The organism is Acinetobacter sp. Ag2 (assembly GCF_001005515.1).
GTDB classification, from domain to species: domain Bacteria; phylum Pseudomonadota; class Gammaproteobacteria; order Pseudomonadales; family Moraxellaceae; genus Acinetobacter; species Acinetobacter bereziniae.
The window spans coordinates 1-13,572 of record NZ_LBNA01000036.1 but is presented as its reverse complement, the minus strand read 5'-3'; the positions used below and the strand labels follow the sequence as shown (position 1 = coordinate 13,572).

The window sequence follows — 13,572 nt, the reverse complement described above, 5'->3', positions numbered from 1 at the left end:
CAAAAATTAGAGGAATTACATTGAACGATCCAATTTCTATCAAAGGTCTACCATGGCTTTTTAAAATTGTTGCAGCCGTTATTGGGGCTATTTTTGCACTTACTTTAAGTGGAGATATAGATACTCAAGGTCGCATCAAAATCACGATGGGTGTCATTATGAAGTTCACTTTTAGCGTAGCTATCAGTTTGTATGGTGGCTCAGCTTTCATTGAATACTATGACTTAACTCATTACACACATATGGCACAAGGTTTTGTGATGTTGATTTTTGCAATTTTTGGAATGCTATGTATTGGTATTGCTTATCAATCCGTACAGCTTCTTAAAGGCAAATCATTCAATGAAATTATCACAGAAATTAAAGAAGCATTCGGAGCAATATTTAAATGAAATTAATCGATAACTGGAAACAGTCATACAAACTTAAATCAGTACAGATCGGCGCATTAAGCGCCATTTTTTTTGCCTTAAGCTTGTTCTCTGAGCACTTTTTAATGATTTGGAATCTGATTCCTCAGGAAATTAAAAACTCAATTCCTGAAAATTGGAAAGAATACGTCGGCGCTTTTGTTGGTGTTGCTATGATTTTAGCACGTTTGAAAAAACAGCCTGAGTTGCATGAACCACAGTTGAATTTAACAGGTGTCAATACACTGATCTCGGGATCAGTATCCATTACAAATGATTTAGCTTGGATGATTGAAGCCAAGAAGCATTTAGGCTTAAAAGAAAACACAAGCAAAACAGCTCATAACCCAACAATCCTAAAATGGCTAAAATCGCTTGGTGCTTGGTGGCAAGAAGATGAAACACCTTGGTGTGGTACTTTTGTGGCTTGGTGTCTGAAGACTGCAGGTATTGCATATCCAAAGCACTGGTACCGTGCATTAGATTATGTCAATTATGGCTCTAAACTATTAAAACCTGCTTATGGTTGCGTAGCGATTAAAACTCGTAGCGGTGGTGGTCATGTATGCTTTGTTGCTGGTCGAGATATCAAAACTGGTAAGCTGGTTTGTATTGGCGGCAATCAATCAAATATGGTTTGTTATGCACTATATAATGAGTCAGATTTTCAGGAATTCCGCTGGTATGGTAAAACCAATAGACCAGCCGAGTCGCGGTATAAGTTGCCAGTGTTGAGTGGGGTAACTTCTACCAAAGTGACTGAAGCCTAAAGCATTATTTGCAAAATATTACTTTGGCCAAACCTCATACCACACATGGCCAAAGTTCTAAAATTATATAATTCATTGTTTTTATGCTTATTCAAGTTTGCCTTTGTGATGGATTTATAAAGAATAAGGCTTAAATAGCTACAATTTTATTGTCAATATATCCAATAGGATAATGGCCTAAATAATATAACTCAGCAATAAACTCCCATTTTTGACCTAATTGTAAATATCTTTCAGTCATTAACTGTCTGAAACAGAAACAAATTGAATCACGAGCTGCAAGACTAAAATCATGTGGAGGTATTATGAACAACTCCTTATTCATGTCTCTTGTTGCATTTAAAATTTTCTTATTAATACATTTTCTCAAGTTCAATAATTCTGAGGTATTCTTTTGTTTTTTGTAAAATGGGTCTTCTTGGGAAATACTTGATGGTAACCATCTAAGTTTGTTATATTTTCCCTGAAAGTCCTCGTCTGAATGACTTAAAAAAGCTTTACCTAAATTTTCTATTAAAATAACTCTATCATCATCGATATTGTTAATTCCCATTTTAGAAAAAAAATTAGTATTTTCAATTTTTCTTAAATCATCATTGATATCAAACATGAACTCACTCAAACTTTTATAAGGCTCTAAGGAAATTTTTAATCCTTTTTTGTATTCTAACCTTCCTAATGAGACTAGGCTACTATGTGGAATATTGTATTGATAAGTTGAAAAATCATGATTTTAAGGAATTTCCTCCCCGCGTTTTTATGATTCCTAAAGAAAGGGAGAAGTTAAGCTAAAGCACTATCAACTGATGGACACGCAGCTGATGCAGAAAGATTGAGTGAGGCGTGGCCCTCTAAGTGAGGGTAAATTTGCATAATCATCATTATGTTGTATACAAAATAAAATATTGATATAAAAGCATGAAAATTAAAAGCTATAGGCAAAATTCTAACTATGTATTTAATTCATATTTGGACAATTAATCCAGTTAAAGACGGTCAACAGTCTCTATCCGCCTATCAGATTCCAAAAAATTTTGCAGATATTTTAGTTTCAATTTCTGATGAAGAAACACTCCCACTTATTTCTGAACTTTCTTATGTAGACTACGATTTATTTAGTGACAGACAGCTAAATCAATTAATCAATGAGTTTAAGAGGCTAATCGAAATTTATCCAGTTTCCGTAAATGAAATTTCAAAAATAATAAAATTTTTAGAAAAAGCTGTTGAGTGCAATGAAAAAATTCTCTTTGATCCCTTTAGGGAATCAACGTTAGGCTTAGATATTTTTTTTAAATCTACTTAAAATTGATCATAAAAACCATTCTTTTGAGCTATTTTTACAAAGGCATCCACATTGCTGTTCGGAATATTTTTATACCAGCCCACAATATCTTCAATATAGGGCTTGATTTCTTCAATAGTTAATATTATTTGTAACTCACCTTTTCTAATGTCACCATGTTCATCAGCCCCTATAAAAAATAGATAACCATCAAATCTGTCTTTTATTCCATGATCTTGTTCGGAATATATATTCCATTTTTCAATTCCCCAATCAATATCACCAGCTATACCATCATTCATTATAAATCTCTCAAAATCATCTATATGTATGGATTTTTCATCAAGCATATGAATTAAGCAATTTACCACTATGAAATGTTCATTCTCATTTAAATTCATTCTTGAAAATGGATCATAGAGACTCATGTTGTTTCCTTGTAATTACTCAACTATTTAGAATATACAAAAATCTAATTTAATGGAACCTTGCCCCAAACTCTTAAAACTTGAGTCAGGGCAGGGCAAAGAAATCACACTATGGATCATTGATACTGTTGCAAAATACAATGAATGTAGTGTATTGATTGAGGGCTTATTAAAAAAAGGCTATAGGGTGAGGGCTAATACAGATCAAAAATTATTCTGAATACTCATTTACATCTATTTCAGGTTCACCAGCTAACAACGAAACAAAATCTACAGTAGTTTCAGCAGTCAAGAGATATGGATTAAATTCATCTAAATGATTAGTCATAAAAAATTCTGTAATTTTCTTATTAACAGGTAAAAACTTCATGGTCCACTGACTAAAAAAGTTAATATCACAATTAATATAATAAAGAATTTCACAATTCAAATGACGACTATCTTTCAAAATCTTATTGTAGAACAAGTTATCAATAGCCGATTTTTTACCTTCCAAGCATTGAACAAAGTAGCCATGACCATAATACAAAACACCTTTTATGTCATGTTTGTAATTGAAATCAATTGCCTCGTTAAGAATACTCATTAAAATATTTTTTAGGTTGGAATCTTGATTAACTAACTTACTGACATATAACAGTCTTACAGATTCCATTAGGAAGCTCAGCTTAAATAAAGAAATTTCTTTATACAGGCAATTTAAGAATTTGTATATGACTAAAATTATTAAAAAAAAAGCCTGTAGGATATAGGCAAATCTTGTATTTCTTTATTGTAATTGACCACTCTCTCCAATGGTCAAATTTAGTATATCCCGTTTAAATTTGATTAAAAACGCAGCGAAATGGTTGGGTTATATGCTAATCATTGTATTGCTACAATCATCTATCCTAATTGGGACATAATGCCTTTGTCAGAAGTGAGTGCTTTGAATGATACGAATACGAAAGTCATGATCATACCCTAAATTGTTATCTTTACAGTCAATCTTTGAATTCTCAGATTGTAAAACATAAAAAGTAATTACAATTAAAACCAATTGATGGAAAATCAGTAACATACTGATAAATAGATGAAAAAAATGCCAATCAAAATGATTGGCATTTCTGAAATAGCAAATTACCTAAGTTGAAACCTATAATGTTTGCCATTCATTTCTTGCTTCTTCCGAATTTTTATTCAAAATGACATTACCGTCTTTAATTTCACTTACCCAACTTAATGGAATTAAGTGATGCTCATTATGTTCATCATCACTACGAGTCAATTTGATCGAATCTTGTCCTTCAAGATGATCAACTTTTCCGATCTCTGTACCACATGAAGCAATCACTGAAGCATGTTCTTTAATATCATTTGCATTAACGTTAGTCATAATGTTTGCCTGTTTATTGTTTAAGTTGAGATGTCAGTCTATGAGACAAATAGAATGAATGATGTAATTATTTTCAATGTTTAAGTTGTATTAGGTTAAGAATGTAAGATTAAAAGATTTTTTAATTTGTAAGAATTAAATAAGTGTTAATATGGATTTGTATATTGAAATTGTTTTTAATGTGAATTTGTTCTCGATAAATATTTTTTCTTAAATAATTTTTCTGCTTTATTTGTGAGGTAGATCTAATTTAAATGTTTTAATGATAATTAAATTATTACTCAATTTTTGTGTAATTTATATCTAATTGTTAGTAGTTGTCACTTTAAGTGCATGTTTTATTGTTATTTGTATTTGATTGATGAAGAATGATGTTTAAATTTGTTGTATTGTAATTTTATATTATTTATGAATTTTTTAGATAATTGTTGTCAATCAATGGATATAAGGGTTTTAATAATTTTTAATTTTTCATAGAACTATTATTTTAAACAAACCTATCTTAAGAATATAACAAATATTAATATTTATAATAAATATTTACTCTACGATTATCTTCGTTGAATGAGTTAGTTGGATTTAAAAACTTTAACAAAATAGAGGATTAAACATGTCAAATTCTAATATTGATAATGAAGTTGTTCAGAATATGACTAAAGAGCAACGTAAGCAATTAAATGCCGATCCTATTTCTGGTGAACCAGGTGCACACCCGGTTGGTACTGGTGTAGGAGCAACTGGTGGTGCGGTTAGTGGAGCAGCTATTGGAGCTGTTGGTGGACCGGTAGGTGCTGCAGTCGGTGGAGTAGTAGGCGCAGTTGTTGGAGGATTAGCTGGAAAAAGCATTTCTGAAGCTGTAAATCCAACAGATGAAGACGTTTATTGGCGCGAAACTTACAACACTCGACCTTACTACAAAGATACAATTAACTTATATGATCATGTTGACTACGATCGTGATTATCGTGATGCATATCAATTAGGGTACATCTCTAGAAGCAATTACCCTTATGAAACAAAGTTTGAAGAAGTCGAAGCGGATTTAAAACTTCAATGGGAAAAAACCAAAAGAGAGTCTCGTTTGAAATGGGAAGAAGCAAAACATGCGGTTAAAGATGCTTGGGATAGAGTAACTCGATAACCATGAACAAAAATAGCCCTATAAGGGCTATTTTTTGCTAATAAATTTAAATAAATTTTTTAATGCTACTTAACTTTAATTAATCCGTTTTTTGTAAAATAGTTTTTTGAAAGCATATCTCGACTCATAGACCATTTTCTATCTTTAAAATAGCATGGACCAACTGAAATTTTGGTTTTGCCAAACTTTGTTTGTATTTCTTCATAAGCTTTCATTAAGCTTTCATTCGTAATTCTAGTTTGATGATCTGAAAGAAGGTCGGGGATATGATTTGATTTCAGAATTAACTCTGAATAAAAAACACCACATTTCTTATACTTGATGCCAGGCTTATAAATTTTCTCTAATAACAAGTAAGCGACTTCAACCAGATCTAAAACACAATCAGTAGGTTCTGCAAATTTGTATGTTTGAGCTTTGCTGTAATACGGCACAGAAGCATCAAAAGGATTAGATTGAACAAAAGCCGTGATCACACCACATAAAAGTTTTTCTTTTCTCAAGCGCCCAACAGCGTCTTGCACATACTTCGACATTGCTTCTTTTAAGTCTTGCAGCTCAGTGATTTTCACACCAAAAGAACGACTGGCCACAATTTGCTGTTTCGGTTTTGGCTGGTCATCAATTGGCATACATGAGATGCCTTGAAGCTCAAGTACAGTTCTTTGCATGCAGACAGTGAACATTTTCCCCATTATGGGTGGATTAGCTTTCGATAGATCTAAAACAGTTTTAATCCCCATTTCATTAAGTTTCTTGTTCTGCTTTCTGCCCACGCCCCAAACTTCGCCCACATCAACCAGTGACCAAAAATAGTCACGGTGCCTTGGGTTCATAGTTGCTAGATCGCACACTCCATTAAAGCGTTTACCTTTCTTAGCCATATGGTTGCCGATTTTAGCCTCGGTTTTACTGCGGCCAATTCCAATTGAGACTGGTAAGCCAATCCATTCCTGAATGCGAGAGCGCATTCCCTGGCAATACTCCACAAGATCATAGTTATTCTTAAAGCTTGTGAGATCGAGAAAACATTCATCAATTGAATAGATTTCTTGTTCGTGTGGAGCAACATAACCAGCTAAGATTGAGTGAAATCGACGCGACATTTCAGCATATATTGCGTAATTGCTTGAAAGTACTTGAACATGATTTTTTTGAACGACATCTTTAATCTGGAATAATGGAACACCCATTTTAATTCCCATTGCTTTTGCTTCATTACTTCGAGCAACTGCACACCCATCATTATTTGATAAAACTATGACAGGGACATTGTTTAGCTTGGGGTTAAAGAAACGTTCACACGATACATAGCAATTATTGATATCAATAAGTGCAAATATCTTTTCTTCATGTTTCATTTGAAGTTCTTAATAACTTTTGTGACAACGCCCCAAATTACTAATTCTTGTTCTGAGCGGGGTAGAATAGGTTGGTACTCAGTGTTTTCAGGTTTTAACCAAACTGATGGTAAATCTTTAAAATCATATTGCTTCTGAAAAATATCAAACAATTCTTGATGAGACATTCGTTGGGTAATCATCATTCTTTTAACAGTAAATTCATTATCAATGAATGCAACGACAACATCATAATGTTGTGAGCGAATACTTCTGTCAACTATCAAATAATCATTGATATCAATTCCCACATCTTTCATTGAAAGAGATTCAACCTGGACAATGAAAGTCGCTTCTTTATTGGAAATAAGTAGGTCATTCATATCGACAGTTTTATCGATGTAATCTTCTGCAGGAGAGGGGAAACCAGCAGCAATCTTGTTCAAAACAAGTGGAATAGAATACTTTGTGATTGCTTGAAACGAGGAAATTCTAGATATTTCAGATATACATTTATGTTTAAGAGAATGTTCCCTGATATCAATAACTTTAGAGTTCTTCAAGTGGGCTAGACTTGCTTCATTTAGCTTTAACAACTTAGCTTTTGATGAGCTATCATCTAATTTAATATTCATAGAAACACCACTTGATTACGTTACACAATCAAGATTTTAGTTTGTATGTTTTAAAATTTCAAATTTAAAAGCTGTGGATAATCATAGCCGATTTAAAATAGATCACTTTGTTTTGCCTCATCCGATGAATGGTCACGTGAAAATGTCACATATTCGTCTGTAAGCTCAAAGAAATATTCGTGTGCATGTTCATGATCTGCATTAAGCCAATCTCTGCGATATTTTTCTGGGATGACAATGATTGAACGCTTTTCATCTGTCGGAGCGTGAAACTGCTTCATGAATGGGTGATAATCTGCATTGATCGTAAGCATCGAAAACGATCTGACTTTTGAGTCTTTGATTATGGCATCGTCATAGATTGCTGCGACAGTAAAAGGTTGATCATCTTCACGTTTGATTGTGTACCAATGAGCTTTTCCGTCTATATATTTTGGCTCATAAAATTCTTGAACAGGGACCAAGCAAAATTTACTGTACTTCCATGCGCGTCGAAAACTTGGCTTTTCGGCTACAGTTTCACTTCTTGCGTTATAAGTATAAGAACTGAATTTAAAATCTTTAGCCCAAGCAGGCAAAAGCCCAAACTTACCGAAATCCAAATCAAAACCTTTCATGATAATTGGTGCATGATGCCCCGGGTAAACATGCGGTTTTAATTCCAAATCTAACGGACCAACCTCGACATCAAGTCGGGTGAGGGCACTTCGTTTAGGAATTTCATAGTTAGAGCACATTTTTTATTCTCGATATGAAAAACGGAATGCTATGTATAAATACAATATCTCTTATATCTATAGAATTCACTGGGGATTTGTTTAATTTGCAAAATATTATTTTGGTCAAACTTGATATCAAGTTTTACTAAACTTATTAAAATTTAATAAACTTTTGTTTTTATTTGTTTTTTTATTTAATCTAAAGGGCGAACTATTACAAAAATAAAAGTATTGATCTAGGGCTATTTTTCCAATAATAAGGTATTTTTTATAAAAGTGGATGAAATGTGGATTTTATATTTCCAACCATAACTGAACTGCAACACACACTATATTTGTAAGGCGGTAAGATTAAATTAATGATCATATAGGTTAATAAGTTAAGGATATTTAAGTTGGTTTTAGTTTTTCTGGCTAGTGGATGAATTAATGAACGCACCAAATAAACACCGAAATTATGCAAGTAATTGATTTTTAAAAGGAGTATCTATACAATGATTTTAGTGACTGGTGGTTTAGGCTTTATAGGCTCGCATGTAGTTTTAAGTTTGCTAGCTCAAAGGCAAGAGGTCGTCATTGTTGATAATCTAGCCAATGCAAATCTGCAGTGTTTAGAGCGTTTAGAATTTATTACAGGAATGTATATCCCATTTGTCAAAATTGATATTCGTAATACTCCTGCACTAAATAAAGTATTTGAACAATATTCAATAGATACCGTTGTACATTGTGCAGGGTTCAAATCCATTGAAGAATCTAATCTGAAACCTCTTGAATATTATAATGACAATGTCAGTTGTATTATGAGTTTATTGCGAGCAATGCAACGCACAGGGGTCAGAAGTCTGGTTCATCTTTCTAGCCTTATGGTTTATGCACAATCGAGTTTAGATTTAAACGAAGAAATTGCTTTTAATTATTCTTATCCGAATCCTTATATTAAATCTCAACAGATGATTGAAGAAATCATCAAGGACACCTTTAGAACGGATCAGGAATGGAAAATTGCAACGCTTAGGGTATCCAACGTGGTTGGTGCTTTTGAACATGGTGTATTGGGGGAGTTTGTTACTCCACTACCGAAAAATATTGTGCCATTAGCATTGCAGGTCGCTGCACAACAGCGAGATTTGATTGAAGTTCACCGTCACGCCAATACCCAAGATAAAACCACTGAGCGTAGTTTTGTACATGTACTTGATGTTTGTGATGCGATCCAGTCCAGTATCTATTGGCTACAAGAGCAGAACAATGTCTGTGAAAGTTTTGATATTTCAGGGACTGTAAGTTCGATTCAAGATTTAATCAATACGATCGAGGATGTAACTGCACAGCAAATTCATCAAATTGATGCGGTTTACCAAATACATGAACTTGATCAAGTGGCTTCGAATAGCCATAAAGCGTTAGATGTTTTAAAGTGGGAGGCAAAGCGCTCACTTAAACAAATGATTCAAGATGAATGGCGTTTTTACCAAAATACCTTGAATAATTGTTGATGTGTAGAAAATGCATAGTTGTAAATAATTATCATTTACATTGATTGCCTATTTGTTTAGCATAGGATTTCGCTGGGGTAATGGCTTGTATTCATTGCATAAAGATGATCACATTATAAGCTGTCACTTGAAAATTAAATTCGGACGATTAAGAGGTTGAAAATGCAGACACGTATTGAGCACGACACAATGGGTGAAGTTGAAGTTCCTAGTGAGGCGATGTGGGGAGCACAAACTCAACGCAGTGTAGAAAACTTTAAGATCGGCACCGAACATATGCCTCGTCCTATGATTAAAGCAATGGGACTTGTTAAAAAAGCTGCAGCGATTACCAATGCGAGCCTCAATCAAATTCCGCAAGAATTATCCCAATATATCGTAGAAGCAGCTGACGAAGTGATTGCTGGAAATTGGGATAGTCAATTTCCTTTAGTGGTTTGGCAAACGGGTTCTGGTACACAAAGCAATATGAACTGTAATGAGGTGATTGCCAATATTGCCAATCAAAAACTCGGTAATCCTTTAGGTTCACAAAAACCTGTTCATCCTAACGATCATGTCAATCGTGCCCAATCTACCAATGATTCATTTCCAACAGCGATCCACGTGGCTGCTGCATTACAAATCAATGAATTACTCATTCCAGCAGTCAAACGTTTACGTGACACATTACATCGTAAATCTGAAGAATTTAATGATATTGTCAAGATTGGTCGTACACACTTACAAGATGCTACACCACTGACACTTGGACAGGAGTTCAGTGGTTATGTGTCGCAACTGGATCATGGACTAAAGCGCTTACAGCAAGCTTTGATTTGGTTGTATGAGTTGCCTTTAGGTGGTACTGCCGTGGGAACAGGTTTAAATGCTCATCCTGACTATGCCGAAAAAGCTGCTGAAGAATTAGCTAAATTAACTGGTCTTCCATTTATTACCAACCCCAATAAGTTTGAAGCACTTGCAGGGCGTGATGCAGCTGTATTCGCGTCAGGCGCTTTAAAAACTTTAGCTGCGAGTCTTAATAAAATTGCCAATGATATCCGCTGGTTGGCGAGTGGTCCTCGTTGTGGTTTAGGTGAGCTGCGTATTCCTGAAAATGAACCAGGCTCAAGTATCATGCCAGGCAAAGTGAATCCTACGCAGTGTGAAGCAATGACGATGGTGGTTGCACAAGTGATGGGGAATGATACAACGATCAATTTGGCAGGTGCGGCAGGTAATTTTGAGTTAAATGTGTATATGCCTGTTATTGCATATAATCTTGTTCAATCTGTGCAGTTGCTTGGTGATGCTTGTAATAGTTTTGATGAGCATTGTGCAGTAGGCATTGAACCAAATCGTGAAAAAATTGATTATTTTTTACATAACTCGTTGATGTTGGTGACTGCACTGAATCCTGTAATAGGTTATGAAAATGCAGCAAAAGTAGCGAAAACTGCTTATAAAGAAGATAAAACCTTAAAAGAAGTCGCTGTAGAGCTAGGCTTTGTCACTCCAGAACAATTTGACGAAGTGGTTCAACCTGAAAAAATGGTACATCCAAACGTTAAGTAGCTGAAAAATTTAAAAAAGGGCTAAAAATTTTTAGCCCTTTTTTATACAATAAATATCAATGTTGAATAGCGTATGACTATGTTGAGTTGCTCGTTTAGAAATTTAAAAACAATGCTTATCCGCTTAACCTCGCCATGTAGAGAGCATATAGACAATAATTGCGATTAAAAATAATGCAACTATAAATAAAATATATTTCGGAATACGACGCTTTTCTTGTGCTTTCTCAATTCTTTCTTCAGTTGGAGAATGATTGTTATCGATTGACATATTCATTAACCTCAAATTAATTAAGTGCTTATTTTTTATCATGAAGCATTATTCTATTTGTTGTGTGAAAAAATGTAGTTGAAGCGTGAGGCACGTAAGTATATGAAACTTTACGTAGCAAGTTAAATTTAAAGAAAATTTTGAGAAATCCTACGCCGTACATCTATAGAGCTTGTAAAAGTCCTTAAATATTTTATACTTATAATTTATATGATAATGAGATGTATTCTTAATTATGTTTGATAAAATGTTTAAAGGAAAAAGTTTCGATAATTTTTTAAAATTAAGCTTTTTTATGTTTATGGTTCTAACTTTTTTATCTCTAGGTCAAAGTATTTATGACAGGGTAACGGGTGAAGCAGAACAAATTGTTTTAAAACCTGCTTTAACCTTTATGTTTTTTGCTTTTTTTGCCAAATATCAATATGCCTTCCAATATTGGGCAAAGCGTCTTGAACGAATTAATGAAGAGGAAAGACAGCGGCAACTTCGAATAGATCAAAAGAAAACAATTTAAGTTCAGTCTGAAAAACCACCTCTATGATTAAAAATCATGTGGTGGTTCTGTTACAAAGGAGGCTTATGCAACAAACTCGTTGACATGATATTCAGGTTCACAAGCCAAAATAGATATAAATTTTTCTGTTGTTTCGTCAGTGAGTAAGTAAGGATTGAACGCTTCTAAATGATACTGCATAAAAAATTCTGAAATCTTTTTATTGATTGGGGAAAATTTCATCGTCCATTGTGAAAATAAGCATGTCTGATTTTCTGCATAATATAAGATTTCACAATTGATATGCCGTTCATCTTTGACAATTCGATTATAAAATAAATCATCAATGATGTTTTTATTTCCCTCTAAACATTGGACGAAATATCCATGTCCATAATAGAGCACACCAGTAACTCCATTACGATAATTAAAATCAATTGCTTCGTCTAAGATATTGATTAAATTTTGCTTTAAACCTGAATCTACTCTAGCAATTTTACTAACATATAAAAGTCGAACAGACTCCATCTTTGATTCTCTTTTTAAGGAGGGAGCTTTGATTGTTACACAAAACACGCTTAATCATATATTTTTATGTAAATATCAAGGAGTTTTCAGATGAAATTAATGTTAATTTTCTTGTAAATGGAAAAAATAGACCTGCTTCCTGCAGGTCAGTATCCACTTTCTTTATTGTCGTGTTGACCACTCTCTTCAATGGTCAGGGACACTATACAGATGTTCTTTAATAAAAAAAACGCAGTAAATTAGTTGGAATAGTGGGCTAAGACTGAGCCAAAATTCATGATGGCAGTTTGATACAAATAGATTCATCATGTCTTTAGCATGTGTTATAAATATTCTATAGATGAACTCTATATGAATAGAATAATGGTTTAAACAACGACTTAAATAATGAGAACAAACAATGCGTTATTTATTTTTCTTACTCAGCCTATCAATAAGTGCTGAATTAAATGCTCAAAGCCCATTAGACCAACCTTTTTTGCAAAGTGGGGCAGTCGATGAGCAATTTAATATCATTGATCTCAATGTTTACAACATGTTGGTCAAAGCAATTAATCACAATTTTAAGAACATTGCCACGGATCAATCAGAACGTGACTTTGTTGTTTCTCGAATTATGTTGATTAGCGATGGATTGTGGATTGAATCTGATATGAAAGATATTAAGTCTACAGAAGATTTAACAAAAAAATTTGATGAACAAAAATATCAGCGTTTGATTAAGCAAAATATGTGTAAAAAAGATGACTTACTTGAGTCAGAAGTTTTTAAAAAAACGACACGTGGCAATTTTATTTATCAACTCAACAATGCCGATGGTGATTTTTTAAAAAGATTTACAATAAATTATAGGGAGTGTTTGTAAGATTGTGATATTTAATGTGAGTAATTTGATCACAGCGATTTATTTAGCGATTTAGCATCCATGAGATTTTATGATTTAAGCATTAGTTTGATATATTAAAACGATCAAATCAAAAACTGCTTGGTTTAATTTGTACTGATGATGAATGGACTGAATACTCGATTGGTTAATTCAGCTTTTTTTCATCATAGATCTAATCACATTGTTCATTCTCATTTAATGACTGATTTATCTGTATTAGTTCAGATCTGATC

At 33.4% G+C, this 13,572-nt stretch carries 17 protein-coding genes; 8 read left to right on the top strand and 9 right to left on the bottom strand.

Features of this window, described 5'->3' with window-relative positions:
- The first annotated feature begins 20 nt into the window (after positions 1-20).
- A complete protein-coding gene (locus tag AAV97_RS04895) occupies positions 21-392 on the top strand; it encodes a hypothetical protein (protein WP_004831593.1) in 372 nt (123 codons plus the stop codon).
- Entirely contained in the window at positions 389-1,180 is a 792-nt protein-coding gene (locus tag AAV97_RS04890) for a TIGR02594 family protein (RefSeq protein ID WP_046759970.1), read from the top strand. Before AAV97_RS04895 ends, AAV97_RS04890 begins: the two co-directional genes overlap by 4 nt.
- A 130-nt stretch (positions 1,181-1,310) precedes the next feature.
- Here the strand turns inward: AAV97_RS04890 and AAV97_RS04885 are convergent, their stop codons facing one another.
- Entirely contained in the window at positions 1,311-1,790 is a 480-nt protein-coding gene (locus AAV97_RS04885) for a hypothetical protein (protein ID WP_005028955.1), read from the bottom strand.
- Positions 1,791-2,141: 351 nt separating this feature from the next.
- Between AAV97_RS04885 and AAV97_RS04880 the strand changes: the two genes are divergently transcribed.
- Positions 2,142-2,486, top strand: a complete 345-nt coding sequence (locus tag AAV97_RS04880; RefSeq protein WP_155769246.1) for a hypothetical protein — start codon at positions 2,142-2,144, stop codon at positions 2,484-2,486.
- Here the strand turns inward: AAV97_RS04880 and AAV97_RS04875 are convergent.
- The 3 genes from AAV97_RS04875 to AAV97_RS04865 all read right to left on the bottom strand — a co-directional run bounded on the left by AAV97_RS04875 (position 2,483) and on the right by AAV97_RS04865 (position 4,268).
- The gene (locus AAV97_RS04875) at positions 2,483-2,893 is read right to left on the bottom strand and encodes a hypothetical protein (protein WP_046759968.1); all 411 of its coding nucleotides are present in this window, start codon (positions 2,891-2,893) and stop codon (positions 2,483-2,485) included. The genes AAV97_RS04880 and AAV97_RS04875 overlap by 4 nt on opposite strands.
- Before the next feature lie 211 nt (positions 2,894-3,104).
- Complete coding sequence (locus AAV97_RS04870; RefSeq protein ID WP_046759967.1) at positions 3,105-3,548, bottom strand: BLUF domain-containing protein; 444 nt, start codon at positions 3,546-3,548, stop codon at positions 3,105-3,107.
- Between the two features lie 480 nt (positions 3,549-4,028).
- Positions 4,029-4,268: a DUF2171 domain-containing protein gene (locus tag AAV97_RS04865; RefSeq protein WP_046759966.1), complete on the bottom strand. Its 240-nt coding sequence runs from the start codon at positions 4,266-4,268 to the stop codon at positions 4,029-4,031.
- Between the two features lie 610 nt (positions 4,269-4,878).
- Between AAV97_RS04865 and AAV97_RS04860 the strand changes: the two genes are divergently transcribed.
- Complete coding sequence (locus AAV97_RS04860) at positions 4,879-5,409, top strand: hypothetical protein (RefSeq protein ID WP_046759965.1); 531 nt, start codon at positions 4,879-4,881, stop codon at positions 5,407-5,409.
- 65 nt (positions 5,410-5,474) lie between these two features.
- On the opposite strand, the gene AAV97_RS04855 is transcribed toward AAV97_RS04860, so the two are convergent.
- From AAV97_RS04855 to AAV97_RS04845, 3 genes are all read right to left on the bottom strand, one after another.
- A complete protein-coding gene (locus tag AAV97_RS04855) occupies positions 5,475-6,770 on the bottom strand; it encodes a Y-family DNA polymerase (RefSeq protein ID WP_046759964.1) in 1,296 nt (431 codons plus the stop codon).
- Positions 6,767-7,384 (bottom strand): LexA family protein, encoded by a 618-nt coding sequence (locus tag AAV97_RS04850; protein WP_046759963.1) that lies wholly within the window; start codon positions 7,382-7,384, stop codon positions 6,767-6,769. Before AAV97_RS04850 ends, AAV97_RS04855 begins: the two co-directional genes overlap by 4 nt.
- Positions 7,385-7,476: 92 nt before the next feature.
- Positions 7,477-8,121, bottom strand: a complete 645-nt coding sequence (locus AAV97_RS04845; RefSeq protein WP_046759962.1) for an SOS response-associated peptidase — start codon at positions 8,119-8,121, stop codon at positions 7,477-7,479.
- 476 nt (positions 8,122-8,597) lie between these two features.
- On the opposite strand from AAV97_RS04845, the gene AAV97_RS04840 reads away from it, so the two are divergent.
- Both AAV97_RS04840 and fumC read left to right on the top strand, forming a co-directional pair.
- Positions 8,598-9,602: an NAD-dependent epimerase/dehydratase family protein gene (locus tag AAV97_RS04840; RefSeq protein WP_005028938.1), complete on the top strand. Its 1,005-nt coding sequence runs from the start codon at positions 8,598-8,600 to the stop codon at positions 9,600-9,602.
- A 162-nt stretch (positions 9,603-9,764) separates the two neighbouring features.
- On the top strand, positions 9,765-11,159 hold the full coding sequence (gene fumC / locus AAV97_RS04835) for a class II fumarate hydratase (RefSeq protein ID WP_046759961.1): 1,395 nt from the start codon (positions 9,765-9,767) through the stop codon (positions 11,157-11,159).
- A 123-nt stretch (positions 11,160-11,282) separates the two neighbouring features.
- On the opposite strand, the gene AAV97_RS21180 is transcribed toward fumC, so the two are convergent.
- On the bottom strand, positions 11,283-11,429 hold the full coding sequence (locus AAV97_RS21180) for a hypothetical protein (RefSeq protein WP_004830864.1): 147 nt from the start codon (positions 11,427-11,429) through the stop codon (positions 11,283-11,285).
- Positions 11,430-11,664: 235 nt separating this feature from the next.
- On the opposite strand from AAV97_RS21180, the gene AAV97_RS04830 reads away from it, so the two are divergent.
- Positions 11,665-11,946 carry a hypothetical protein gene (locus AAV97_RS04830; protein ID WP_046759960.1) on the top strand — a complete coding sequence of 94 codons (282 nt, stop codon included), beginning with the start codon at positions 11,665-11,667 and terminating at the stop codon, positions 11,944-11,946.
- Between the two features lie 63 nt (positions 11,947-12,009).
- Here the strand turns inward: AAV97_RS04830 and AAV97_RS04825 are convergent, their stop codons facing one another.
- Complete coding sequence (locus AAV97_RS04825) at positions 12,010-12,453, bottom strand: BLUF domain-containing protein (protein WP_004830862.1); 444 nt, start codon at positions 12,451-12,453, stop codon at positions 12,010-12,012.
- Between the two features lie 400 nt (positions 12,454-12,853).
- On the opposite strand from AAV97_RS04825, the gene AAV97_RS04820 reads away from it, so the two are divergent.
- Positions 12,854-13,318: a hypothetical protein gene (locus tag AAV97_RS04820; RefSeq protein WP_046759959.1), complete on the top strand. Its 465-nt coding sequence runs from the start codon at positions 12,854-12,856 to the stop codon at positions 13,316-13,318.
- The last annotated feature ends 254 nt before the right edge of the window (positions 13,319-13,572 follow it).

Coding starts and splice junctions, on each gene's coding strand:
- AAV97_RS04850 (WP_046759963.1), bottom strand. CDS start 7,384: ATGAATATTAAATTAGATGATAGCTCATCAAAAGCTAAGTTGTTAAAG.
- AAV97_RS04875 (WP_046759968.1), bottom strand. CDS start 2,893: ATGAGTCTCTATGATCCATTTTCAAGAATGAATTTAAATGAGAATGAA.
- AAV97_RS04860 (WP_046759965.1), top strand. CDS start 4,879: ATGTCAAATTCTAATATTGATAATGAAGTTGTTCAGAATATGACTAAA.
- AAV97_RS21180 (WP_004830864.1), bottom strand. CDS start 11,429: ATGTCAATCGATAACAATCATTCTCCAACTGAAGAAAGAATTGAGAAA.
- fumC (WP_046759961.1), top strand. CDS start 9,765: ATGCAGACACGTATTGAGCACGACACAATGGGTGAAGTTGAAGTTCCT.
- AAV97_RS04845 (WP_046759962.1), bottom strand. CDS start 8,121: ATGTGCTCTAACTATGAAATTCCTAAACGAAGTGCCCTCACCCGACTT.
- AAV97_RS04865 (WP_046759966.1), bottom strand. CDS start 4,268: ATGACTAACGTTAATGCAAATGATATTAAAGAACATGCTTCAGTGATT.
- AAV97_RS04825 (WP_004830862.1), bottom strand. CDS start 12,453: ATGGAGTCTGTTCGACTTTTATATGTTAGTAAAATTGCTAGAGTAGAT.
- AAV97_RS04840 (WP_005028938.1), top strand. CDS start 8,598: ATGATTTTAGTGACTGGTGGTTTAGGCTTTATAGGCTCGCATGTAGTT.
- AAV97_RS04855 (WP_046759964.1), bottom strand. CDS start 6,770: ATGAAACATGAAGAAAAGATATTTGCACTTATTGATATCAATAATTGC.
- AAV97_RS04885 (WP_005028955.1), bottom strand. CDS start 1,790: ATGTTTGATATCAATGATGATTTAAGAAAAATTGAAAATACTAATTTT.
- AAV97_RS04830 (WP_046759960.1), top strand. CDS start 11,665: ATGTTTGATAAAATGTTTAAAGGAAAAAGTTTCGATAATTTTTTAAAA.
- AAV97_RS04890 (WP_046759970.1), top strand. CDS start 389: ATGAAATTAATCGATAACTGGAAACAGTCATACAAACTTAAATCAGTA.
- AAV97_RS04870 (WP_046759967.1), bottom strand. CDS start 3,548: ATGGAATCTGTAAGACTGTTATATGTCAGTAAGTTAGTTAATCAAGAT.
- AAV97_RS04820 (WP_046759959.1), top strand. CDS start 12,854: ATGCGTTATTTATTTTTCTTACTCAGCCTATCAATAAGTGCTGAATTA.